This window comes from Achromobacter sp. HNDS-1 (genome assembly GCF_040084795.1).
Lineage (GTDB): Bacteria > Pseudomonadota > Gammaproteobacteria > Burkholderiales > Burkholderiaceae_B > Achromobacter > Achromobacter ruhlandii.
Genome location: NZ_CP157584.1, coordinates 4116910 through 4139619, shown reverse-complemented (window position 1 = coordinate 4139619; position 22710 = coordinate 4116910). Strand labels below are relative to the sequence as shown.

Genomic DNA, 22710 nt, shown 5'->3' with positions numbered 1-22710 from the left:
AACAACTATATCGGAGACACCATGACACTGCCTTCCCGCGTGCCCGTCCTGATCGTCGGCGGCGGTCCGGTCGGGCTGACCCTGGCCGCGCTGCTGGCGCACTACGGCATCGCCTCGCTCACGCTGGAGGCCGACGACGGCTACTGCAGCGGCAGCCGCGCCATCTGCATCTCGCGCCGTTCGCAGGAAATCCTGGGCTGGGCCGGCGCCGACGCCGCCCTCACCGCCACCGGCCTGCCCTGGACCGGCGGCCGCAGCTACTACCGCGACCGCGAAGTGCTGCACTTCGAAATGCCGCACGACCCGACCCAGCGCTTCGCGCCGATGGTCAACATCCAGCAGTACTTCGTCGAGGAATTCGCCCACCAGGCCATGCTGCGCCAGCCCGACCACGCGACACTGCAATGGTCCGCCCGCGCCGTCGCGGTGCGGCCGGGACCCGACGGCGTCGACGTCGAGGCCGAGATCGGCGGCCGGCGCCACAGCGTGCGGGCCGACTGGGTGGTGGCCTGCGACGGCGGCCGCAGCAGCGTGCGCGAGGCGCTGGGCCTGAAGCTGGAAGGCATGCAATACGAAGGCCGCTATGTCATCGTCGACATTGAGCAGGCCTCCAGCCGCCCGGTCGAGCGGCTGGCCTGGTTCGACCCGCCCTCCAATCCCGGCTCCACCCTGCTGATGCATCGCCAGCCCGGCAACGTCTGGCGGGTCGACTACCAGATCCGCGACGACGAGGACGCGGCCGAGGCGGTCAAGCCCGAGAACGTGCTGCCGCGCGTCCAGAGCCACCTGGACATGATCGGCGAGACCGCGCCCTGGAAGCCGCTGTGGATCTCGCTCTACAACGCCAAATGCCTGACGCTGGAGCGCTACCGCCACGGCCGGGTGCTGTTTGCCGGCGACGCCGCCCACCTGGTGCCGATCTTCGGCGTGCGCGGCCTGAATTCCGGGCTGGACGACGCCGGCAACCTGGCCTGGAAACTGGCCTGGGTACTGCGTGGCCACGCCTCCGACCGCCTGCTCGACAGCTACAGCGACGAACGCGTCCACGCCACCCGCCAGAACCTGGCCTACGGCGCCAAGAGCACCGAATTCATGGCGCCGCCGGACTTTGGTTTCCGCCTGATGCGCGAAGCGGCCTTGCGGCTGGCGCTGACGGACGAGCGGGTGCGGCCACTGATCAACCCGCGCCAATCGGCGCCCATCGCCTACGACGGCTCGCCCCTGAACCTGGCCGATGGCGCCGCGCCGCAAACCGCCGCCGCCGCGCCCGGCCAGCCGGCGCCCGACCTGTTGCTGGCCGACGCCGAGGGGGCGCCACGCTATCTCAGCAGCTGCTTCGGCAGCGGCTTCGTGCTGCTGGCCTGCGCGCCCGACGCCACCGCCGAGGGGCGCCTGCAGGCGCTCGCCGCCGCCACCCGCGCGGTGCCCGATCCGCTGCGGGTATTGCCCGTCGGCGGACCGGCGGCGCGCGCCTGGCGCGACCCGCATGGCCACCTGCGCGACCGCTACGGCGCGCAACCCGGCACGGTGTACCTGCTGCGACCCGACGGCTACGTGCTCGGCCGCTGGGATGCTTGCGACGACGACACCCTGCGCGCCGCCCTGGCGCCCTACTACCCGATGATCCCCGCCACCCCGCAGGAGCCGCGCGCATGAACCACGACGAACTGGATCAGGTCTATACCTCGATGGCGCAGGCGCTGACACGCGTGGGACCGGCGCGGGCGCCGCAGTTCCTGTCGATCCTGGGCCTGGCCGCGCTGGCGCGCCTGCCGGACGCATCCGCCGCCACCGCCCTGCTGGCGCAGGCCGAAGCGGCCTGCGCCGACCCTGTGGCACACTATCCCGCCCCCACCGCCGACCGCCCGACGTGACCTCGCCCGCCCTCGAACGATTCCTGACGTACCGCCTGCACGCGATCAACAAGATCACCGACCGGGACACGAATCGCGCCTACCTGGAAGACTGCGGCATCCCGCTGGGCGAGGCGCGCTGCCTGGCCGCCATCGGCCGCTATGCGCCGCTGTCGGTCAACGACCTGGCGCGCGCCGCCAATTTGAACAAGGGCCAGGCCAGCCGCTCGGCGCAGGCGCTGGTCGAACGCGGATTGATCGAGAAGAAAGATTCGGCCGCCGACGGCCGTGGCGTCGTGCTGTCGCCGACCGCCGCCGGCCAGGCGCAATACCGGCGCATCATCGATCTGATCGCGCGGCGCAATCAGGAGATCTTCGGCTGCCTGAGCGCCGACGAACAACGCCTGCTCGGCGACATGCTCGACCGATTGCTCGCGCATCAGCGCAATCATCCCGGCGCATCGGAAGACTGACCCGCCATGTCCGGCCCGCTCCGCCGGGACGCTAGCCCGCCGCCTTCGGCGCCGTCGCGCCCAGTTGCGCGGCCACCTCGTCCATGAACTGCGCCATGCGCACATCCAGCTCGGTCACGCCGCCGGCATCGTGCGTGGTCAGCATCACGTCGACCCGGTTGTAGACATTGGTCCATTCCGGGTGATGGTTCAGCTTTTCGGCGAACATCGCCACCCGCGCCATGAAGCCGAACGCGGCATTGAAATTGGGAAAGCGAAAGCGCTTCTCGATGGCGTCGCGCATCGCGACGGCCTGCCAGCCGGACAGGGCCGCGACCGCGGTGTCGGTGCCGATACGCGCGGGGGGAAACATGCTCATGGCGAACTCCAGGATGGGCCGTTGGAAAATGGCGCCGCGCCGCGCGCGGGCCGCCCGCCCCGGCATGGACGGCGCGGCGCCCGGCGCTACTGCTTGACCGCGTACAGATAGATCTCGACGCGGCGGTTCAGCGCGCGGCCTTCGGCGGTGGCATTGTCGCCGATCGGATCGTTGGGCCCGCGCCCCTCGATCGACAGGCGCGTCGCGGCCACGCCCTGCCGCGACAGGTAGTCGGTCACGCTGCGCGCGCGGTTCACCGACAGGGTCTGGTTGTGCGCCAGCGACCCCGTGCTGTCGGTATGGCCCACCACCTTGGCGCGCAGTTCGGGATGCTGGTTGAGGGACCGCGCCACGCTGTCCAGCACCGGCAGCAGCGCCGGCTTGAGATCGGTCTTGTCGGTATCGAAAGACACGTTGCTGGGGATGTTGACCTTCAGGCTGCCGTCCGGCATTTCAACCACGTCGATGCCCAGCGAGGTCGCCCCCGAACGCTGCACATCCTCCTTCACCACCTTCCAGTTGTAGCCGATGAGGCCCCCGGCCACCGCGCCGATGCCGGCGCCGACCGCCGCGCCGGTGCCATGGCCGATCAGGGCGCCGATGCCGGCCCCGACGGCGGCGCCCGCGCCGGTTCCCACGGCGGTGTTGGTCTGCTGCTGGGTGGCGCACCCCACCACCAGGGCGCCCGATGCGGCGACTACAGCGATACGCTTGAGCATTGTGCTTGTGTACATGACAACCTCCACGATCCTGTCGGTGCGCCGGCACAATGCCGGCTGGATCATGTTAAGCCCTGCCCCCTCCGCCGCGTCAGCCGGCAAGGCGCAACAGTTTGTACCGCGCTCCTGGCGGCGCACCTTAGCGCGCGGCGACGCCAAACCCGGCCAGCCATGGCAGCGCCGCCTCCAGCCGCGGCGACTGCGCCTCGGGCGCCGGCGCTCCGGCCGGCAAGGCCAGGCCGACGCGGTTATGCCAATACGTGCGCAACCCGACCTGGCTGGTGCCGAACAGGTCATACCCCGACCCCGCCACGAACGCCGCCTGCGAGGCCGGTGTTTCCAGGCGCGCCAGCGCCAATTGATATGGCCGCGGGTCGGGCTTGTAGTAACCGGCCTCTTCCGAGGTCACCACCACGTCCCAGTCCACGCCCAGCAAGGCGGCCGCGCGATGCCCCAGGCGCCGTGAACAGTTGGTCACCACGCCCAGCCGGCAATGCGGTCGCAGCGCCTGCAGCAGGTCGCGCGCGCCATCCCACGCCGGCAGGCCGTCCCAGCCCGCCTCCAGCGCCGCGGGCGCGCTGGCCGGCAGTCCCACCGCCTCGGCCGCGGCTTGCACCAGCTTCTCATAGGGCTGATAGGCGCCGCAGCCGTATGTCAGGCGCAGGTATTCGGCGCGCCAGGCCCGGCCCCGCGCTTCCGATCCCGCCGCGGCGTTCCACACGGTCCAGGAATCCAGCAGCGCGGTCAGCAGATCAAACAGCACCACGCGGGGATAAGCGGCGGACGGGACAGACATGGCGATACTCCTTCGGATTCGGTGCCAGCCACTATAGAGACGCCGGCCCGCGCCGGGGTTCAGCCTGCGTGCAACCACGATTAAGGCACGCCTTAATCGCCCCGGCCGCTGCACCCCGGTTGCGAGTCCATCGCGCCACGATACAATTGCCTGGCCACATAATTGCAATTGCAATCGTATGTTCAACCCCTGGCGGCCGCAGGCGCCGGACCGCCTTCCCATTTCCGGATTCCCACCATGCGTGTACTCAACATCGTGTCCTCCCCCCGGGGGCCCCGCTCCGCCTCGATCGCCATCGCCGACGCATTCCTCGACGCCTGCCGCGCCGTCCATCCGTCGCTGGAAGTCGACACTTTGAACGTGTGGGATGAAGCGCTGCCGGAGTTCGACAGCCAGGCCATCGGCGCGAAATACAAACGCGTTGCCGGAGAACCCATGAATTCCGTCGAGGCCGCGACCTGGAACCGGATCACCGCGCTGGCGCAACGCTTCCAGCAAGCCGACCGCATCGTCATCGGTGTGCCCATGTGGAACTTCGGCTATCCCTACAAGCTCAAGCAACTGATCGATCTGGTCAGCCAGCGCAACCTGCTCTTCAGCTTCGACGGCAAGTCCTACGGCCCGCTATTGCAGATCACGCGGGCGCTGGTCATCCACGTGCGCGGCCAAAGCCAGGACAAGGCGGCTGGCGACGACAATCCCGGGTTCACCCACCAGGCCGATTACCTCGATTTCTGGCTGGCCTTCATCGGCGTGACCGACATTCGGCGCATCCAGGTCGAACACACCTGGGACGCCCTGGCCCCCGCGACCATCGAACAGGGCAAGGCCGAGGCGATCGCAATGGCGCGGAATTTCTAGCCCGCGGCGGCACGTCAAAGGCACGACTCGCGATTCTCGATCTCAACCGAGAGACCGGACGCGCAATGACAAGCGCCACCCAAGGGTGGCGCTCGAGCTATCCTGGCGGCGTGTCAGTGGCAGGAACAGGCCGCTGCGACGCGGCGGCCACGCTATCCCCTTTCCCAGACCAGCTTGTCATTGGACAAGGTCGCCTCGCCATCCCATCGGTACGCCACCAGCGGTCCGCCCGCCGCGGCCGACCAGTCCAGACAGGCCAGCTTCGCACTCTCGATCCGGGGCGGGCCCTTGAACCAATGATGGCCGATGAAAACAGGCGCACCGGTGATGGGTGTCCGATTGAAGTCCCCGGGCAATGCCAAGCCGTGGATCTGCGCCTCCTGGCCCGCCGGCACCAGGGCGACCTCATGCAAAGCGCTCGCCCAATCGCGCCAATTGGCCAGCCGCACCTCGTAATGGCGGTGCCCTTCCTTGTCCTCTATGTAGCGGCCATCGGGCAACGCCAGCTCCACGCCTGAAGTGAGCCGCTTTCTCGCCTGCTCCAGCGCCGAGCCCTTTTGGTGAGTGGCTACCAGCAGGGCGTCATCCAGCGGTTTTCCTGGCAGCCAGCCCGCATCGTTCAACGTCTTGACGGCGCCATCGTCCCAACAGGCATGCGCGGCACGAATGCCGCCCAAGTCCAGATAGGGCGGCAATTGGCGGAACCAGGCAACCCAGGCAACATGCTCCGGGCTGCCTTCGCCAATCTGGCTGATAAAGGCACCGTGCTGCTTGCGATTCTTCCGGCTTTTCTCCGAATCGCCACGATTGGGCCGCAGGCACTCGCCTGGATGGTGCGGATCCTCAATGACGTAGCCGATGGCGTTGAACTCGTGGTTGCCCATGATGCAAAGGGCCTGGCCGTCATCCATCATGGCCCGTACGATTTCCAGGACCCGCCGCTGCCCTTTGCCTCGATCCACCAGGTCGCCCAGGAAGACGGCCTGCCGGCCTTGGGGAGCCTTGTAGCCCTTCCCTGCCGGCACATACCCGAGATGGCGCAGCAGGCCCTCCAGTTTCCGGTCTTCGCCGTGAATGTCACCGATGATGTCGTACATAGGGATTCCAGACGTCATGCAGTCCAACGGGACGAAACGCAAAAAGCCCACCGTTTCCGGTGGGCTTTACGCTTGATACTACTAGAGAATTCTGGTGGGCTGTGAGTGGCTCGAACACTCGACCTACGGATTAAGAGTCCGCTGCTCTACCAACTGAGCTAACAGCCCTGCATGTTCATCCACAAATCCGGCTGGGAAACATCGCTTTTGCATTGCGCTCTGGCTTGCTTCCGCTGCGTTTCGTTGTGTTTGATCAGCGAAGAAGCGAGATTATAGAGAGCTTTTTTTAAAAGTGCAAGTCGGTGGCCAATCATCCACAAAAAAGTCGCCGGCCCCCTCGACAGCACGATCCCCAGGGCGGGCGTCCGAGCGCGGTGCAAGCCGCTTGCACCGTCGCCCTCAGGCTGCGTAGCCCCCGTCCACCGCCAGGCTTGCGCCCGTCACGTAGCGGCCATCGGGCCCGGCCAGGAAGGCCACCATGCCGGCGATATCCCGCACTTCGCCGTAGTGCGGCAGCGACAGCACCGCGACCAGATCGCCCGCGCGCTCGCCATCGGCCGGATTCATGTCGGTATCGATCGGCCCCGGGTGCACCACGTTGGCGGTGATGCCGCGCGCGCCCAGATCGCGCGCCAGGCCGCGGGTCATGCCCAGCAGCGCCGACTTGCTGGCCGAATACAAGGTCACGCCGGCGCGCCCCGAGCGTTCGGCCAGGCAGCTGCCGATGTTGATGATGCGGCCGCCATCCGGCATCGCGGCCTGCGCCGCCTGGATGGCGACGAACGGCGCGCGCACATTGATGTTCATCGTGCGTTCGTAGTCATCCAGCGTGACCTCGCCCAGCGGGCCGGCCAGGAAGATGCCGGCGTTGTTCACCAGCACGTCCACCGGGCCCAGTTCGGCGATGGCCTGCTCGACCGCCCGTCGCACCTGCGCCGGATCGGCCGAGTCGGCCTGGATGGCCCGCGCGCGGCGGCCGCCGGCCTCCAGTTCGCGAGCCAGCGCGGCGGCGGTGTCGCGCGACGCGGCGCTGACATAGGTGAAGGCAACGTCGGCGCCATCCGCCGCCAGACGCCGCACGATTGCCGCGCCGATGCCGCGGCTGCCGCCGGTCACGAAAGCAACTTTTCCGCTCAGATTCTGCATGGGTCAACCTCAATTTGTAGTGATCAGTACAAATATCATCCGATGCCGCGGCACGTCCGTCAATGATTTTCTTATCGATCAACACAAAATATCCGTCCCGAGTAAAATCGCGGACATATGGCAGAACGTGGGCGCCCCCGGAACTTCGACCGAGCCCAGGCCTTGCGCAAGGCCATGGAAGTCTTCTGGTCGAAGGGATATGAAGGAGCATCGCTGACCGATCTGACGGCTGCGATGGGCATCAACTCGCCCAGTCTCTATGGCGCATTCGGCTCAAAAGAAGGGCTATTTCGCGAAGCGGTGCAGTTGTACCGCGACACCGACGGCGCCGCCTCGCGTCGCGCGCTGGCCGCCGGCGCCACCGCCCGCGAAGGCGTGTGCGGCATGCTGCTGGCGGCAGCCGAACGCTTCACCACACCCGGCGCGCCGCCTGGCTGCCTGATCGTGCTGGGCGCCCCCTCGGGCGCCGAAAGCCATGACGACGTCGGCACATTTCTGGGCGACAACCGCCGCGAGATGCAAAACCGCATCCTGGCCCGCCTGACCGCCGCGGCCGCCGCGGGCGAACTGCCGGCCGGCGCCGACCTGAAAGGGCTGGCCGCCTTCTACACCACGATCCTTCACGGAATGTCGATCCAGGCGCGCGATGGCGCCAGCCGCAAGACCCTGCAAGCCGTAGCGCGCCAGGCGATGTGTGCCTGGGACGCGCTCACAGGCGACGCCCCCCCTTCCGGCCCGCCACCTGGCCGGATCCACGCCTGACGGATTCTTCCATGCTCCGCATCGACCTACGGCGCCTCATCCTCTGGATCAGCCTGCTGTCGATCTTCCTGGTGCTGGCGGCGGGGCTGCACGCCAGCTACCTGGTGCAACGCGACCTGCTGCTGCACAACGCGCTGGAAAGCAATCGCGTCTACGCCGCCAAGCTGGCCGCCACCACCGAGTATTTCCTGAGCGACCTGCGGCGCCACCTGGCCTACAGCGCCGACGTGCTGGCCGACATGGAGACCCAGCCGCAACTGATGGCGTCGGAAGCCCGCCGCCTGGAGGAGCAACTGGGACACTTCAATTCCAGCTTCGTCGTGTCGCCGCAAGGCAAGGTGCTGGCGGTGTCGACCTCGTATCCGCAACTGATGGGCCAGCAGATGACCAGCGACGCCGCCAGGATCGCGCTGACCACGCGCCGCCCCTTCATCAGCGAACCGTTCCAGGCCAGCAACGGCCGCTGGCTGATCCTCTACACCCATCCCATTTTCTCGCGCGACTATCGTTATCTCGGCTATGTCGCCGGCACGCTCTACCTGCACGAAGACAACGTGCTCGACCGGCTGCTGGGCCAGCACTTCAACCGCGATGATTCCCTGCTGTACGTGCTGTCGCGCGACGGCACCTTGATCTACCACCCCGACCGCAGCCGGCTGGGGCACGCCTCCGCCGACAAGGGCGCGCTGGCGGGCGCGCTGCGCGGCGAGACCGGCGAACTGCGCTTCACCGACGCCAGCGGCACCGCCCTGCTCGCCGGCTACGCGCCGGTGCCCAGCACCGGCTGGACCATCATCGCGCAAAGGCCGGTGGCCAGCACGCTGCTGCCGCTGAACGACCTGTTGATGGCGACCGCGCGCAACACGCTGCCGCTGCTGCTGCTATCCATCGTGCTGCTCTGGCTGCTGTCGCGCTGGATCGCCCGCCCGCTCGGCGAACTGGCCGGCATCGCCAGGCGCATGCAGGACCCCGATTCGGCCGAACGCATCCGCAAGGTGCGTTCCTGGTATTTCGAGGCCTCGCAACTCAAGCGCGCGCTGCTGATGGGGCTGACGTCGATCCAGCACAAGATCCGCGACCTGCGCCGCGCCTCCACCACCGACACGCTCACCGCCCTGCTGAACCGTCGCGGCCTGAACGAGGCGATGGCCTTGCTGCAGGCCGCCGAAACGCCGCTGGCCATCGTCGCGGTGGACATCGACCATTTCAAGAACATCAACGACCGCTACGGCCACGCCGCCGGCGACCAGGCCTTGCGGGTACTGGCGACGCTGTTGACCGAGGGCTCGCGCCAGGGCGACACCGTGGCCCGCAGCGGCGGCGAGGAATTCGTCATGCTGATGCCGGGCGCGCCGCTGGCGGCGGCGGTGGCCTCCGCCGAACGCTTGCGCCAGAAACTGGCGCGGCTGGGCGCCGACGACGGCCTGCCCGCGCCCGTGACGCTGTCGGCCGGCGTGGCCTGCTACCCCGAGCACGGCGCCACGCTGGACGAAGTCATCCAGCGCGCCGACCGGGCGCTGTACTACGCCAAGAACCACGGCCGCAATGCCGTCTGCGTGGCCGACAACCAGGCGCCTGACGGCGCGCGCATGGCGCTGCCGCGCTGAAGCCGGCTACTTGCCCTTGGGCGCCGGCGCCTTGGGCGGCGTGCGCATCTGCTTGAGAAGCGTGCCGCAGGAATTGTCGTCGGTCGTGCTGGGCGCGATCAGCGCCAACAGGCCCGCCGCGGGCGTCAGGATGACGCCCAGCGCCACCATGCCCGCGCCCCGCGCGGCCAGCGGCCCCACATGCACGCCCACATCGGGTTTGCCGAACGTCCCGCGCACGTAGAGCGGCGAACGCAACGAGAAGATGCGGAACCCCTTGCTGTCGGGCGTGATGTCCAGGTCGAGCTTCTCGTTCTTGAAATCGGTGGTGCCCGTGATGTTGATCAGCGCGTTCTCGGTGTCGAACACGAACACGCGGGGTGTCATGACGCCGCGCTTCATCTCCAGGTCGGCGGCGCCGCAGTTGATCTTGACCTCGTCGTCGCCGAACAGCTTGGAGACGACGTAGTTGCCCACGTTCAGCCCGGCGATCTCCATCAGGCTGCGGCTGATCACGCCATCGTTGACCAGCATCTTCACATCGCCATCGGCCGATCCCAGCAACGCGGCCACCGAATTGCCCGTGCCCGCCAGCGCCAGATCGCCGTTCAATTCACCCAGCGTCTTCTGCATCGACTCCGCGGCGGGGAACAATTGCTTGAGGCGCAGCCGCCGCGCATGCATTTCCACGCGCCCGGTCAACGGCGCCTTCGAGCCGTCCAGCCGCACCGTCGCGGCCATGCTGCCGCCCGCCATGCCGAAGCGCAGCGGGTCCAGCGTCAATTGGCCGTCCTGCAGCACCAGATGCACCGACAGGTCGGACAGCGGCAGCTTGGCGTCGTGCACGATGCGGCCCGCCTCCAGCGCCACGTCGGCATCCATGTCGCGCCAACGGTCGGTGCGGAACTCCTGGACCGGCAACACCTTGCCGCCGGGCGGCTTGGCCGGCGCGTCCTTGGGCTTGTCCTGGGCCGGCGCCGATTTGCCCGACTGCACCCCGATGAGCGGCCCCAGGTCGGCCATGCGCAGTTGCTTGGACGACAGCTTGCCCGTCAGCTTGGGACGCGGCGCCGCCAGCGAGAACGACAGGTCGCCATGCAGATCACTGCTGCCGACGCGGCCGTTGAAATCCCGATAGTCGAACACCGCGCCGCCGGCATTGCGCAACTTGGCCACCAGGTGGCCGTCGGTGGAATATGGCGGCGTATCGGGCAGCGTCACGCCGGTCAGCGGATACAGCTGCGCCATCGAGCCGCCCGACAGCTTCAGGCGCAGGTCCAGCGCCCCCAGGTTAGCCGGGTCGGTCAGGGTGCCGGTCACGGCCGCCTTGGTGCCGCCGATCGTCACGTCGGCCTGCACCGGGAAGGGCTGCCTGGGGTCCTGCAGCGCCAGCATGCCGCCCACCTTGCCCTCGCCCTGGGTCGGCAGCCCCTTGTACTTGCCTTTGACCTTCCAGCCGAATACGTAATCACGCGGCGACGCGGCGGCGGCGTCCTCCGGCACGAAGGCCGCCCCGGCCACGTCGGCGAAGGGCACCGGCTTGCCCAGCGGGTCGACCAGCACGGTCAGGTCGGCCTGCAGGATCGCGTCGGTCAGGCCGACACTGCCCTTGTCGAAGCCGATCTCGTTGATGTCCAGCACCCAGGGCGAAGGCTCGCCGCTCTCGGGCAGGGTGAAGACCCAATTGGCGCGGCCGTCGGCCAGGCGCTCCAGGTCGGCGGCCGGCTCCGTCAGCTGGATGCGCCGGATCACCACCCGCTGGCGCAACAGCGGCAGGGGCGACAGGCTGAATTCGCCGCGCTTGAGCGTGGCGAATTCAGGCGCCTTGGCCCAGTCGGGGTTGGCGATGCTGATGTCATTGGCCACCACATGCGGCCATGGCACCCAGGCGCGCCATCCCCCCTCGTCCGGCTCCCGCGCCCAGTCGACGCTGAGATCGCCATTGATGGCAAAGGGCCGCCCGATGGCCGCGCTGACGCGCTCATTGATCATCGGCCTGGCACGATTCCAGTCGAACGTGGCGACCACCACCACCAATATCGCCGCCAGGAGGGCCAGCCCTCCGACGATTCCGACCGCTATTTTTGTTGTGCGCGTCATCGTTATCATCCTTGCCGTTGCCACCGGGGCGTGGATGTCCCGGCCCTATTTACCCTCAAGGGTAGCGCGCCGCGCCGGGCGGGTTAAGCTTGCCGGCCTGATAATGTGTACGGATTTTTCCGTGTCACAGAGAGACCCGTCGGCAAAAGTTACAAAGCGGCCAGGCCGGACCGAGGGTTTTGCCGGCATGGAAGGAATAATCCATACCGAATTTTTGACGCCGGCGCTGTTCAAATGCCCGGGGCGATCGACCCGCCGCCCCCCTGGGCGCGCAATCGTAGTACTACCTGGAGGCCCGATGCGGCATTCAAGCTTGATCTTCGTGGTGGCGGCCTTTGCGCTGCTGACCGTCAGCCGCCTGGCCCTGGCCGCATGGCAATGGCAGCGCGTGCGCAACGCCGGCGGGCTGGTGCCCCTGCTGCTGGGCGGCCTGCGCATCGACGCCCACCAGATCGGCGTGATGGCGGCGCTGCCGGCGGTGCTGTCGCCCTGGTTCGGCCACCTGCCCTTCGCCGCCACCGCCGCCGGCATCTGGTATCTGGTCGCCTTCATCCTGCTGGCGTTCCTGGAAGTCGCCACCCCGCCGTTCATTCTCGAATATGACACCCGCCCCAACCGGCTGTTCGTCGAATACCTGAAGCACCCGCGCGAGGTCTCCGGCATGCTGTGGCGCGGCTACAAGGGCGCGCTGCTGGGCGGTTTCGGCGCCCTGGGGCTGATCGGCTGGGGCGCCTACACGCTGTTCGGCCATGCCGTGCCCGACGCGCCGCTGGCCTGGTGGCAGATGCCGCTGGCCAGCCTGGCGATCCTGGCCGTGGTCATCATGGCGATCCGCGGCACGCTGGGCCACCGTCCGATCAATCCGTCGTCGGTCGCCTACAGCTCCGACGGCATGCTCAACACCCTGGCGCTGAACTCGCTGTACAACGTGTTCTACGCCGTCTACAGCATGAAGAACGAAAAGTCGGCCTCCGCCGTGTACGGCGGCATGGACGACGACGACATGCACCGCCGCGTGCTGGCGCAAGCGGGCCTGCCTTACCCGCCGGCCAACGCCGACCATCCCAGCCTGCATCGCCAGCCTGCCAGCCGCAAGACCGCCCGCCCGCTCAACCTGGTGATCATCCTGGAAGAAAGCCTGGGCGCCCAATACAGCGCCGGCCTGGGCGGCATGGACCTGACGCCCGAACTCGACGCGCTGGCGCGCGAGGCCTGGACCTTCACCCGCGCCTACGCCACCGGCACACGCTCGGTGCGCGGCCTGGAGGCGGTGGTGACCGGCTTCCTGCCGACCCCGGCGCAAGCGGTGCTGAAGCTGCCGCGCTCGCAGCGCGGTTTCTTCTCGCTGGCCGACCTGCTGGGCCGCCATGGCTACCATTCACGCTTCATCTATGGCGGCGAATCGCACTTCGACAACATGAAGGGCTTCTTCCTGGGCAACGGTTTCAAGCAGATCGTCGACCGCGAGGACTTCGTCGATCCCGCCTTCGTCGGCACCTGGGGCGCGTCGGACGAGGACATGTTCAACCAGCTCGACCGCCTGCTGCGCGAGGACGGCGACCAGCCCACCTTCACGCTGGCCTTCAGCGTTTCGAACCATTCGCCATGGGAATATCCGGCGGGCCGCATCCAGACCGAGGGCAATCCGGCCACGGTCGAGAACACCGTGCGCTACGCCGACTGGGCGCTGGGCCGTTTCTTCGAGCGCGCCAAGACCGCGCCCTACTGGGACAATACGGTTTTCCTGATCGCCGCCGACCATGACTCGCGCGTGTTCGGCGCCAGCCTGGTGCCGGTGCGCCATTTCCATATTCCGGCCGTCATCCTGGGCGCCGGCATCGAAGCGCGGCGCGATGACCGCCTGATCAGCCAGATCGACCTGGCGCCGACGCTGCTGTCGCTGATCGGCGTCGACACCGAACACCCGATGCTCGGCCACGACCTGACCCGCAGCGCGCCGGGGCGCGCCATCATGCAGTACGACAACACCTACGGCTATCTGAAGGAAAACGACCTGCTGGTGCTGGCGCCGAACAAGGCGCCGGTGCAATACCGCTACACCGCGCCGGAAGACTACACGCCGGCGCCGTTGGATCCCGAACTGGCCGAGGAAGCGCTGGCGCACGCGCTGTGGCCCAGCTGGGCCTATCGCGAAGGCCGCTACTGCATCCCCGGCGCGGCTTCCGTCATGCAAGGGGCGCCGGCCGCGCAGGCGGCCGCCCGTTAAGACAGGCTGCGACGTGGCGGCGCCTCGGGGGGCCGCCACGCTGCCGGCCCAAGGCCCGGTCCGGCGCCTCTAGGCCGGCCGCCGGAATGCCTTGCGGGCCCGTTCGCTCGGACCGTGGCAATGGCAATCGGGATGGTGGTCGTTGACCATGCCCACCGACTGCATGAACGCGTACACGGTGGTCGGCCCGACAAATTTCCAGCCCAGCTTCTTGAGCGCCTTGGACAAGGCCTCGGATTGCGCCGAGGTCGATGCGCCCCGCGTGGACGCCGTCCCCGGCGGCGCCTCGAAGCGCCACAGGAACGCCCCCAGCGAGCCTTCGCGCTCGATCATCTCGAGCGCGCGCCCGGCGTTGTTGATGACGGCCTCGATCTTGCCGCGATGGCGCACGATGCCGGCGTCGGCCAGCAGCGCCTGGATCCGCGTTTCGTCAAAGCGCGCGACCTTGGCCGGATCGAAGCCGGCGAAACCGCGGCGGAACGCCTCGCGCTTGTTCAGGATGGTGCGCCAGCTCAGGCCGGACTGGAATCCCTCCAGGCACAGCTGCTCGAACAGGGCGCGGTCGTCGCCCTGGGGAAATCCCCATTCGGTGTCGTGGTACGCGATGTATTCGGGGGAGGTGTCGACCCAGCCGCAGCGGGCGAGGCCGTCGGAAAAGTCGGAGTTGGCGGTCATGGAATGGGTCCTGGCGGCTGTCGGGTCCCCGATGCTACCGCAGCAACGTCCCCGAAAAAAGTCGTAGCGGCCGCAAGTCGAATCCAGCTACTATTTCCACCCCTGATCCCGCGCCGGCCGTGTCCGCGCGCCCTCCCGGATCGGCCTGGCGGGCTTGCGGCATGCAAGCCCGTTTTGCGTCCGAGCCGGGGCCGGGACGGGTTTTCGGATCCACCGCCATGTCCCTGCTCGAGACAGCCGCCCTGACCCTCGTGTCGCCCGCCCTGCTGGCCGGCGACAACAACCCCGCCACCAATCCCTGCCTGGACTGCGGCGCCTGTTGTTCCCATTTCCGGGTGTCGTTCTATATCGGTGAACTGGCCGGAGAAAACGGCGGCCAGGTGCCGTTGGATCTGGTCACCCAGATGAGCCCGCTGCGCGCCTGCATGAAAGGCACCGAGATGGGCGGCGGCCGTTGCATCTCGCTGCGCGGCGAACTGGGCCGGCCGGGCATCCATTGCGCCATCTACGAAAACCGCCCCACGCCCTGCCGCGAATTCGACATCTGGCAGCCTGACGGCTCGCCCAACCCCGACTGCCAGCGCCTGCGGCTGGCGCTGGGCCTGGCGCCGGTGCCGCCGCGCCCAGACGCCGAAAACGACCCGCAGGGCCCGTCCCACCCCAACCAGCCCGACCAGCCCGCCGCCGCCTGAACGGGCGCGCCGCCGCGCCTGTCCGGATCGACCGCGCGCTAGCGGGCGGCCGCGAGCAGGCCGTCCGCCTCGACCGGCGCCGCTTCGCCGCGCTCGCGCCGGGGCTCGCCGACGCGTCGCCGTACCCGCACGATGCCCGGATCCTTGCCCAGGAAGGCCAGCACGTTCTGCATCACACGCTCACGTTCATGGTCGACGCAGATCATGTGATAGCTGTCCCGCAGCAATACCACCGACGCCCCGGGAATGCGCGCGCCCAGCAGCCGCGCCGACCGCGGACTGGTCAGTTCGTCCTCGACCGCGTGCATCACCAGCGTCGGGCAACGCATGCGCTCCAGCCCGCGCTTGACCATGCCGCGCAGCCGGTCGACCTGGCGCACGCAGGCCAGCGGCACCCATTGGTAGTGAAAGCCGTCGCCGCGCGCGAATCCGGCCTTGATGAAGGCGCGCACCAGCTCGCTCTTGACGCCGTAGGGATCCTCTTCCTCGACGCGGATGCGGCGCGGCACGCCCGGCACGTGGTACAGCAGATAACGCAGCGCCCGGTACCAGGGCGTGCTCCAGCCATCCAGGAACACCGGCGCCGACAGCGACACCAGCGCGCCGCGGGTGTGCGACTCGCGCTTGCACAGTTCCACCGCCAGCAGCGCGCCCAGGCACATGCCGATCACATGCACCACCTCGTACTGCGCGCACAGCTCGCGGTAGCGGCGGGTCACCACGTCCATCCAATCCTCGACCCGCACGTCCAGCAGGTCCTCCGGCCGCCCCGCGTGCCCGGGCAGCGTCACGCCATGGGTTTCCACGCCAGCGCGCGCCAGCACCTTGTGCAGCGAGCCCATGTCGAATTCGGTGCCGCCCAGGCCATGGATCAGCAGCGCACCGGTGCGGGGCGTCGTCACGGCGCGCTCCCGGCCACGGCATCGAGCTGCCAGGCGCTGCGCGTGGCCGCCAGCAGGCGCGCCAGGATCTGGGCGAAAGCGATAACCGGAGCCGGCGCCACGGCGCCGCCGGCGCTCCCGGCCGGCGGGAGAACGAGGAATGATTGGCAAGTCATGGAACACCCTTGATGCATGGAGGGCGGGACGAGAAGACCTGTCCTACCCTGGCGCCATGGTAGGCAAGGGGCGCGCGGGAAGATCCGCAAATCTGTCGGGAAAAAGTGAAGATCCGTAAAGGCTGGGGAGGCGCTCCGCCGGCCCGGATGCGGGTCCTTCGGGACCCGCCACGCCTGCCTGCCGGCCGGCGCGCTGGCGTGTGCTTACTCGCGACCGGCCAGGTAACGCGTCGGCGTCATGCCGAACGTGGTGCGGAAGCTGCCGATGAAGGCGCTGGTGCTTTCATAGCCCACCGACAGCGCGGCTTCGGTCACCGAACCGCCGCGGCACAGCATTTCCAGCGCGCGCAGCAGCCGCGCCTGCTGGCGCCACTGGCCCAGCGTGACGCCGGTTTCCTGGCGAAAGCGCCGCATCAGGGTGCGCGACGACATGTTCAGGCGTTGGGCCCATTCGTCGATGCCCGAGGTGTCGTCCGGCGTGCCCAGCAGCGAATTGGCCAGGTCCTGCAGGCGCGGATCGGCCGGCATCGGCAGCAGTACGGAAGCGTGTTCGCGCTGCGCGATCTCGGCCAGCAGGACATCGAACAGCTGTTCCAGGTAAGCCTCCGACAACGCCCCGGACGGACTCGTGGTGAAACGTTCGACCAGGGCGTCGATCAGCCGCGACGACGGCCAGGAGCGGCAGTGATCGGGCAGGCGCGCGCAGGCATCGGCCCGCACGTACAGGAACGAGCCGCGCGCCTCGCCGAACCAGCGGGCGGCGTGTTGCACGCCGGGCGGAATCCAGCCCAGGCTGCCGGGCAATACCGTCCACACCTGCTTGCCGGCCTGCACCAGCACCAGGCCGGCATGCACCAGCACCAGCATGCCCTCGTCGTGGGCATGGTCTGGCACGGAAATGCCTTTGGACGTCCGCGGATGCTGGATGCTGAAAGGCGTCAGCAGGACGTCGGGGAGAGCGTGGTGGACCACGACCATGTCGGACATGGTTGGCAGATTTGAGCTACAGGTTGACGGGTTCCCGTTAGCGGGGCTTTTTGAAAATGTACATCATTCTCATCATTCGGGCATCAGCCCCGGAATGGAGAATCATCATGGACCACACCCGGTTGCGCGTGGCCGGCATCAAGGCCACCTTCCCACGCCTGAAGATCCTGGACATCTTCCACCAGCATGCGGACCAGCACCTGAGCGCGGCGGACATCTACCGCAACCTCATCTCGGAACACAGCAGCATCGGCCTGGCCACGGTCTATCGCGTCATCACGCAACTCGAGGACGCCGGACTGCTCAAACGTACTCAGCTCGATTCGCACTCGACCGTGTACGAACTGAACGACAAGGGACACCACGACCACCTGGTCTGCCGCCATTGCGGCCGCATCCAGGAGTCCAGCGACACCGCCATGGCGCAACTGGTGCGCAAGATCGCCAGGGACAGCGGCTTCGCGCTGGATTCCTACAGTCTGGTGCTTTACGGCGGCTGCGGCTGCCGCAAGGACACGCCCGCCCCTTCCATTGGAGAATTCGAATGAACCGCGATCAGTTTTTCTTCCACGACCTGTCCCAATTCCCCATCGTCACCGCCAGGCATGGCAGCGCCCCGGCAGGCTATTCCGCCAGCTGGATCCGCGAGATGGAAATGCTGGTCGACAACCCGCAGACCTTCGTCATGGTGGTGCCGGACATGCGCAGCGAGGCCAGCCACGACGACCGCAAGGCCATGATCGAATGGCAGACCAGCAACATGCCGCGCCTGAAGGCCCGCTGCCGCGCCTTCATCGCCGTCGAACGCGACGCCGGCGCGCTCGACAAGATCCGCAAGCGCGGCGAGAAAATGGCGCGCGCCTTCGGCATGCCGTTCCTGGCGGTGGCCACGCCCCATGAGGCGGTGCAATGCGCGCGCGAACTGCTCGGCCAGACCGGGCCCGGCGGCTTCGTGGTTGACTGAGCCGCGCGACGCCGTTTCCCTCCGCTCTCGAGCGCGCCTGCCGGCGCGCTTTTTTTTCGCCGCCGCGCCCCGCCCGTCCGCAGCGGCCCGCCTCGCGCCTTATTGCCGAAATTAGAATGCAATATTGATAAATTTGCGATTGTGGCAAAAGGTGTTGCTGGAATAAATTCCACGTCTGGCCCATCGCCTGTCCCGCAGGCCCGGGGCGGGCATCCCGGCGCACCGGCCCACCGGATGGCGCGCCTGTCCCCCGCGGCGCAAACCGCCCTCGCTTCCGTGGCCCAACGCCGTGGCCACGGCGTCCACAAGACGCCACGGCACGCGGCCGCCCCCGGGCCGCCGCCGCCCGCGCCGTTTGCGGCGGTCGCCCGCCGCCCGGACTCGACACTGCGATTTACGGCACTCATACCAATGAAGCGATTCCAATTCGACAGCACCGCGCTTCGTTACTTTCTCACCGTCGTCGACACTGGATCCGTCAATGGCGCCGCCGCGCGCCTCAACGTCGTCAGTTCCGCCGTCAGCCGGCAGATCGCCGGCCTGGAACAGCGCCTGCACAACCAATTGTTCGAACGCCATCCCAAGGGCATGCGGGTGACCGAGGTCGGCCGCATCCTGGCCGACCACGCGCGCCGCGTCGAAGCCGACGCCGCCCGCACCTATGCCGAAATCCATGGCCAGAATGGCCGCTACACCCAGACCGTGAAAATCGCCGGCGCCCCCGGCTTTGCCGCCTACGCCCTGCCGCGCAAATTCGCCGCCTTCCAGGCCGAACACCCCTCGGTCCGCTTCAGCCTGCACATCCTCGATGCCGGCCTGGTGGCCGAGCGCGTGCGCTCGGCGCAGGCCGATATCGGCGTGACCTACAGCCATACCGCCGAAAAGGACATCGCGGTGATCCATGCGCATCCCGCCGAAATCGTCGCGGTGATGCGTCCGGGCCACCCCCTCGCCGCCTTCGAGTCCCTGCACATCACCCAGCTGCCCGCCTATCCCCTTGCGCTGCCCCATGGCGGCAGCGCCTTGCGGCAGGTGCTGGACATGGCCTGCAGCCTGTACAACATCACGCTGTCGCCCGCCTTCACGTCCAACCAGCCGGACGCCGCCTGCCACTACGTCCTCACCGGCGACGCGATCACCCTCTGCGCCCGCCTGACCGTCGCCGACCAGCTCGAAACCGGCCGGCTGATCTGCCGCCCCATCAACGACACGCTGCTCAACGCGGGTCAACTTCAGTTCCAGACCCACGCCTCGCGCCCCCTGTCGGATGCCGCCCATCGCTTCCTGCGCTTCATCCGCAGCGACGCGCCGCAACCGTTCTAGACCCGGGCATTGCCAAAACCAGAATGCCCCGGTGAAAAATGATCAATTGTTAAATATGTAATCTAAATTTACAGTCAAGCGGATTTTCCGAGACCACGCTTTGACGGGTCGCCCCAAGACACACACAGGAGCTCCCACCATGTTGAAGAACCTGAAGATCCGCACCGGCCTGCTGGCCGTCCTGGCCATCTTCGTCCTGGCGCTGGCAACCGCCACCGGCATGGGCTGGCTGTATGCCAGGGACGCCGACATCGCGGTGGACGACCTGAACGCGGTCGCCGCCGAACAGACCCGGCCGCTGTACGAGACGCAGACGCTGCTGCTGCGCAGCCGCCTGACCCTGGTGGCCGCCTACCTGGACATCGTGTCCGGCAAGGGCAGCCAATCCCAGGGCAGCATCGACCAGGCCAACCAGCACCTGCGGGAAGCGCGCAAGCACTTCGCCATCTACCAGAGCGTGCCCAAGAGCACCGAGGCCGGCCTGAAGCTGGCCAGCGAACTGGACGCCGTCTTCACCGCCTATGTGCGCAGCATCGAGGCGCTGGAGCAGGCGCTGCAGAAACAATCCGCCGACGGCTATGCCGCCGCCGTGGTCGAGACCCGCGGCGCCGACGCCCGCTTCGCCGAACGCGTGGCCGCCTTCCTGGCGCACACCGAGCGCCGCAGCGCCGCGATCAATTCCGCATCCGACCTGCGCTACGAACGGGCCGAGCTGTCCACGATCATCATGCTGGCGCTGGCCGCCGCGCTGGCGCTGGGCTGCTGGCGCTTCATCGGCCGCCAGGTGCTGCAACCGCTCAGGGACGCCGCGGTGCATTTCGACCGCATCGCCTCCGGCGACCTGACCCAGCGCGTCACGGTCAATTCCAACAATGAGATCGGCGTGCTGTTCACGGCGCTCAAGCGCATGCAGGAGAGCCTGACCCGCACCGTCAGCGAAGTGCGCCGCAGCGTCACCGAGATCAACACCGGCGCGGCCGAAATCGCCTCGGGCAACACCAACCTGTCGGCGCGCACCGAGGAACAGGCCGCCTCGCTCGAAGAGACCGCCGCATCCATGGAAGAACTGGCCACCGCCGTCAAGCAGAACACCGAACACGCGCACCAGGCCAACACCCTGGCGGCCGAGAGCCGCGGCATCGCCCTGCGGGGCGGCGAGGTGGTCGGCCAGGTGGTCCAGACCATGACCCGCATCTCGGAAAGTTCGCGCCGCATCTCGGAGATCGTCTCGGTGATCGACGGCATCGCCTTCCAGACCAACATCCTGGCCCTGAACGCGGCGGTCGAGGCCGCCCGCGCCGGCGAGCAGGGCAAGGGCTTCGCGGTGGTCGCCGGCGAGGTGCGCACGCTGGCCCAGCGCAGCGCCCAGGCCGCCCGCGAAGTGAAGGACCTGATCGAACAGTCCTCCAGCAACGTCGAAAGCGGCGCCGAACAGGTCCGCGCCGCCGGCGACACCATGCAGGAAATCGTGGCCTCGGTGCAGCGCGTCACCCAGATCATGGCGGAAATCACCGAAGCCTCGACCGAGCAGTCCGTCGGCATCGACCAGATCAACGGCGCCGTGACCCAGATGGACGACGTCACCCAGCAGAACGCCGCCCTGGTCGAGGAAGCGGCGGCGGCGGCCTCGTCACTGGAGGAACAGGCCAAGCGCCTGGCGGCCACCGCCGCATTCTTCAAGCTGCCGGCCGGGACGGTGATCGACGTCACGCCGCAGGCCATCGCCGCGCCGCTGCGGCCGGCCTACGTGAACTGAAAGGGCCAATGACGCGGGCGCGCCGATTTAAGACTGCGCCCGATCGGCCGTTGTCCAGAAGGTCAGGCCCCGCTCCCCTGCGGCCGGCCTTCCCCCGACCACGAGCCCCCCGCATGAGCCGCGCCCTCGCCTGTCATTTTTGCCTCTCGACGCTGGCGCAAGGCGCCCCGCTGCTGGAACGGAACGGCACGGCCATCTGCAAGGCCTGTGTCGACGCCTTCTCCGTCGAATTCACCGAGCGGGCCTGGGCCATGGCGTCATCGCTGGACGAACAGCTCGACGTGCTGCTGCTGGAAAGCAAGCGGGCGCTGGAACAAAGCGCCACCCTGGCCGAGCGCGCCCGGGGCTGCGGCCTGAGCCTGGCCGACCTGTCGGCGATGCCGCCGCGCACCCTGTCCTGATCCGTCGGCCCGGCCGACCAGTGATGGCGGCGGCCGCCGCCTTGACCTCAACCATGGTTGAGGTTCGATACTGCGGCTTCGTCAATACGCTTGTCCACGGAGCCTTCGCATGTCGTCCCGCATCACCCCCGCCCTGTCCTCGCTTGCCTTCATCAACCCGCCCGGCCTGTACGACCCCCGTCCCAACGGCTACTCGCACGTCGCCGTGGCCGACACGCCCGCCCGGCTGGTGTTCGCCGCCGGCCAGGGCGGCGAAAACACCCGGGGCGAGCTTTCACCCGACTTCCTGGCCCAGGTGCGCCAGGCGCTGGATAACGTCCAGACCGCCCTGCAGGCGGCCGGCGCCACCCTGTTCGATGTCGCCAAGTTGACCGTACTGGTGGTCGACCACAGCCAGGAACGCCTGGCGCTATTCTCCAACGAGATCAAGTCGCGCTGGGGCATCCACCTGGCGCCCGCCTGCACCCTGATCCCGGTGCCGCGGCTGGCATTGGACGGAATGCTGGTGGAAATCGAAGCGACAGCGCTGCTGCCGCTTTGATTCAGCCACGAATTCGAACGTATCCGGGCTGGGTCCCCCCCGGGTACGCCACCACAAACAAAAAGCCCCTGGTTTTGCAACCAGGGGCTTTTTTGCACATCTGCACATCGGTTGATCCAGCAAACGCTGAACCAGAAATGAGTGGTGGGCTGAGCGAGACTCGAACTCGCGACCAACGGATTAAAAGTCCGCTGCTCTACCGACTGAGCTATCAGCCCGACCGAAGCCAGAAATTATGGCTGATTTCGCAGACCTTGTCAAAAAATAGAGACGGGGTCCGCTTCAATGCCGCAACATCCGGGCCTCTCCCGCCAGGCGCGCCAGCGCTCACTCTCG

Annotated in this window: 23 protein-coding genes and 2 tRNA genes; 14 read left to right on the top strand and 11 right to left on the bottom strand. The window is 67.9% G+C overall.

What is annotated here, in order from left to right; genetic code table 11:
* Positions 1-21: 21 nt before the first annotated feature.
* From ABFG95_RS19225 to ABFG95_RS19215, 3 genes are read left to right on the top strand one after another with little or no spacing between them, the layout of a single operon-like run.
* Positions 22-1656, top strand: coding sequence for an FAD-dependent monooxygenase (locus ABFG95_RS19225; RefSeq protein ID WP_348994841.1), 1635 nt, complete (start codon positions 22-24; stop codon positions 1654-1656).
* Complete coding sequence (locus ABFG95_RS19220; RefSeq protein ID WP_175146303.1) at positions 1653-1874, top strand: hypothetical protein; 222 nt, start codon at positions 1653-1655, stop codon at positions 1872-1874. Before ABFG95_RS19225 ends, ABFG95_RS19220 begins: the two co-directional genes overlap by 4 nt.
* A complete protein-coding gene (locus ABFG95_RS19215) occupies positions 1871-2326 on the top strand; it encodes a MarR family winged helix-turn-helix transcriptional regulator (RefSeq protein WP_049071468.1) in 456 nt (151 codons plus the stop codon). Before ABFG95_RS19220 ends, ABFG95_RS19215 begins: the two co-directional genes overlap by 4 nt.
* Before the next feature lie 31 nt (positions 2327-2357).
* Here ABFG95_RS19215 and ABFG95_RS19210 read toward each other — a convergent pair whose 3' ends face one another.
* The 3 genes from ABFG95_RS19210 to ABFG95_RS19200 all read right to left on the bottom strand — a co-directional run bounded on the left by ABFG95_RS19210 (position 2358) and on the right by ABFG95_RS19200 (position 4199).
* A complete protein-coding gene (locus ABFG95_RS19210) occupies positions 2358-2684 on the bottom strand; it encodes a 4a-hydroxytetrahydrobiopterin dehydratase (protein ID WP_049071467.1) in 327 nt (108 codons plus the stop codon).
* 86 nt (positions 2685-2770) lie between these two features.
* Positions 2771-3418, bottom strand: a complete 648-nt coding sequence (locus ABFG95_RS19205) for an OmpA family protein (protein ID WP_054416434.1) — start codon at positions 3416-3418, stop codon at positions 2771-2773.
* A gap of 124 nt (positions 3419-3542) precedes the next feature.
* On the bottom strand, positions 3543-4199 hold the full coding sequence (locus ABFG95_RS19200) for an HAD-IA family hydrolase (RefSeq protein ID WP_348994840.1): 657 nt from the start codon (positions 4197-4199) through the stop codon (positions 3543-3545).
* A gap of 237 nt (positions 4200-4436) precedes the next feature.
* Between ABFG95_RS19200 and ABFG95_RS19195 the strand changes: the two genes are divergently transcribed.
* Positions 4437-5060: an NAD(P)H-dependent oxidoreductase gene (locus tag ABFG95_RS19195; protein WP_348994839.1), complete on the top strand. Its 624-nt coding sequence runs from the start codon at positions 4437-4439 to the stop codon at positions 5058-5060.
* A 152-nt stretch (positions 5061-5212) separates the two neighbouring features.
* Here the strand turns inward: ABFG95_RS19195 and ABFG95_RS19190 are convergent, their stop codons facing one another.
* The 3 genes from ABFG95_RS19190 to ABFG95_RS19180 form a co-directional block, all read right to left on the bottom strand.
* Entirely contained in the window at positions 5213-6157 is a 945-nt protein-coding gene (locus ABFG95_RS19190) for a metallophosphoesterase (protein ID WP_348994838.1), read from the bottom strand.
* A 92-nt stretch (positions 6158-6249) separates the two neighbouring features.
* Positions 6250-6325 (bottom strand) — tRNA-Lys (locus ABFG95_RS19185).
* 231 nt (positions 6326-6556) lie between these two features.
* Positions 6557-7303, bottom strand: coding sequence for a 3-oxoacyl-ACP reductase family protein (locus ABFG95_RS19180; RefSeq protein ID WP_049071460.1), 747 nt, complete (start codon positions 7301-7303; stop codon positions 6557-6559).
* A gap of 117 nt (positions 7304-7420) precedes the next feature.
* Between ABFG95_RS19180 and ABFG95_RS19175 the strand changes: the two genes are divergently transcribed.
* Both ABFG95_RS19175 and ABFG95_RS19170 read left to right on the top strand, forming a co-directional pair.
* Positions 7421-8065: a TetR/AcrR family transcriptional regulator gene (locus tag ABFG95_RS19175; protein WP_068980753.1), complete on the top strand. Its 645-nt coding sequence runs from the start codon at positions 7421-7423 to the stop codon at positions 8063-8065.
* Positions 8066-8076: 11 nt separating this feature from the next.
* Positions 8077-9672 (top strand): sensor domain-containing diguanylate cyclase, encoded by a 1596-nt coding sequence (locus tag ABFG95_RS19170; RefSeq protein ID WP_063583957.1) that lies wholly within the window; start codon positions 8077-8079, stop codon positions 9670-9672.
* A 6-nt stretch (positions 9673-9678) separates the two neighbouring features.
* Here ABFG95_RS19170 and ABFG95_RS19165 read toward each other — a convergent pair whose 3' ends face one another.
* Positions 9679-11751, bottom strand: a complete 2073-nt coding sequence (locus ABFG95_RS19165) for an AsmA family protein (protein ID WP_054416427.1) — start codon at positions 11749-11751, stop codon at positions 9679-9681.
* Between the two features lie 298 nt (positions 11752-12049).
* Between ABFG95_RS19165 and ABFG95_RS19160 the strand changes: the two genes are divergently transcribed.
* The gene (locus tag ABFG95_RS19160; RefSeq protein ID WP_278991233.1) at positions 12050-13978 is read left to right on the top strand and encodes an LTA synthase family protein; all 1929 of its coding nucleotides are present in this window, start codon (positions 12050-12052) and stop codon (positions 13976-13978) included.
* A 69-nt stretch (positions 13979-14047) separates the two neighbouring features.
* On the opposite strand, the gene ABFG95_RS19155 is transcribed toward ABFG95_RS19160, so the two are convergent.
* On the bottom strand, positions 14048-14653 hold the full coding sequence (locus ABFG95_RS19155; RefSeq protein ID WP_278991234.1) for a DNA-3-methyladenine glycosylase I: 606 nt from the start codon (positions 14651-14653) through the stop codon (positions 14048-14050).
* Positions 14654-14871: 218 nt separating this feature from the next.
* On the opposite strand from ABFG95_RS19155, the gene ABFG95_RS19150 reads away from it, so the two are divergent.
* A complete protein-coding gene (locus ABFG95_RS19150; protein ID WP_049071453.1) occupies positions 14872-15345 on the top strand; it encodes a YkgJ family cysteine cluster protein in 474 nt (157 codons plus the stop codon).
* A gap of 38 nt (positions 15346-15383) precedes the next feature.
* On the opposite strand, the gene ABFG95_RS19145 is transcribed toward ABFG95_RS19150, so the two are convergent.
* Complete coding sequence (locus ABFG95_RS19145; protein WP_278991237.1) at positions 15384-16247, bottom strand: alpha/beta fold hydrolase; 864 nt, start codon at positions 16245-16247, stop codon at positions 15384-15386.
* Positions 16248-16606: 359 nt separating this feature from the next.
* Entirely contained in the window at positions 16607-17389 is a 783-nt protein-coding gene (locus ABFG95_RS19140) for an AraC family transcriptional regulator (RefSeq protein ID WP_082707118.1), read from the bottom strand.
* Between the two features lie 107 nt (positions 17390-17496).
* On the opposite strand from ABFG95_RS19140, the gene ABFG95_RS19135 reads away from it, so the two are divergent.
* The 6 genes from ABFG95_RS19135 to ABFG95_RS19110 all read left to right on the top strand — a co-directional run bounded on the left by ABFG95_RS19135 (position 17497) and on the right by ABFG95_RS19110 (position 22374).
* On the top strand, positions 17497-17937 hold the full coding sequence (locus ABFG95_RS19135; RefSeq protein WP_082707117.1) for a transcriptional repressor: 441 nt from the start codon (positions 17497-17499) through the stop codon (positions 17935-17937).
* Positions 17934-18353: a hypothetical protein gene (locus tag ABFG95_RS19130; RefSeq protein WP_049071450.1), complete on the top strand. Its 420-nt coding sequence runs from the start codon at positions 17934-17936 to the stop codon at positions 18351-18353. The genes ABFG95_RS19135 and ABFG95_RS19130 overlap by 4 nt, the downstream gene beginning before the upstream one ends.
* Before the next feature lie 411 nt (positions 18354-18764).
* The gene (locus tag ABFG95_RS19125) at positions 18765-19676 is read left to right on the top strand and encodes a LysR family transcriptional regulator (RefSeq protein WP_278991242.1); all 912 of its coding nucleotides are present in this window, start codon (positions 18765-18767) and stop codon (positions 19674-19676) included.
* A 139-nt stretch (positions 19677-19815) separates the two neighbouring features.
* Positions 19816-21432, top strand: coding sequence for a methyl-accepting chemotaxis protein (locus ABFG95_RS19120; protein ID WP_100502989.1), 1617 nt, complete (start codon positions 19816-19818; stop codon positions 21430-21432).
* Positions 21433-21545: 113 nt separating this feature from the next.
* Positions 21546-21833, top strand: coding sequence for a hypothetical protein (locus ABFG95_RS19115; protein ID WP_054501887.1), 288 nt, complete (start codon positions 21546-21548; stop codon positions 21831-21833).
* A 109-nt stretch (positions 21834-21942) separates the two neighbouring features.
* Positions 21943-22374 (top strand): RidA family protein, encoded by a 432-nt coding sequence (locus tag ABFG95_RS19110; protein ID WP_100502990.1) that lies wholly within the window; start codon positions 21943-21945, stop codon positions 22372-22374.
* A gap of 142 nt (positions 22375-22516) precedes the next feature.
* Here ABFG95_RS19110 and ABFG95_RS19105 read toward each other — a convergent pair.
* A tRNA-Lys gene (locus ABFG95_RS19105) sits at positions 22517-22592 on the bottom strand.
* Positions 22593-22710: the final 118 nt, after the last annotated feature.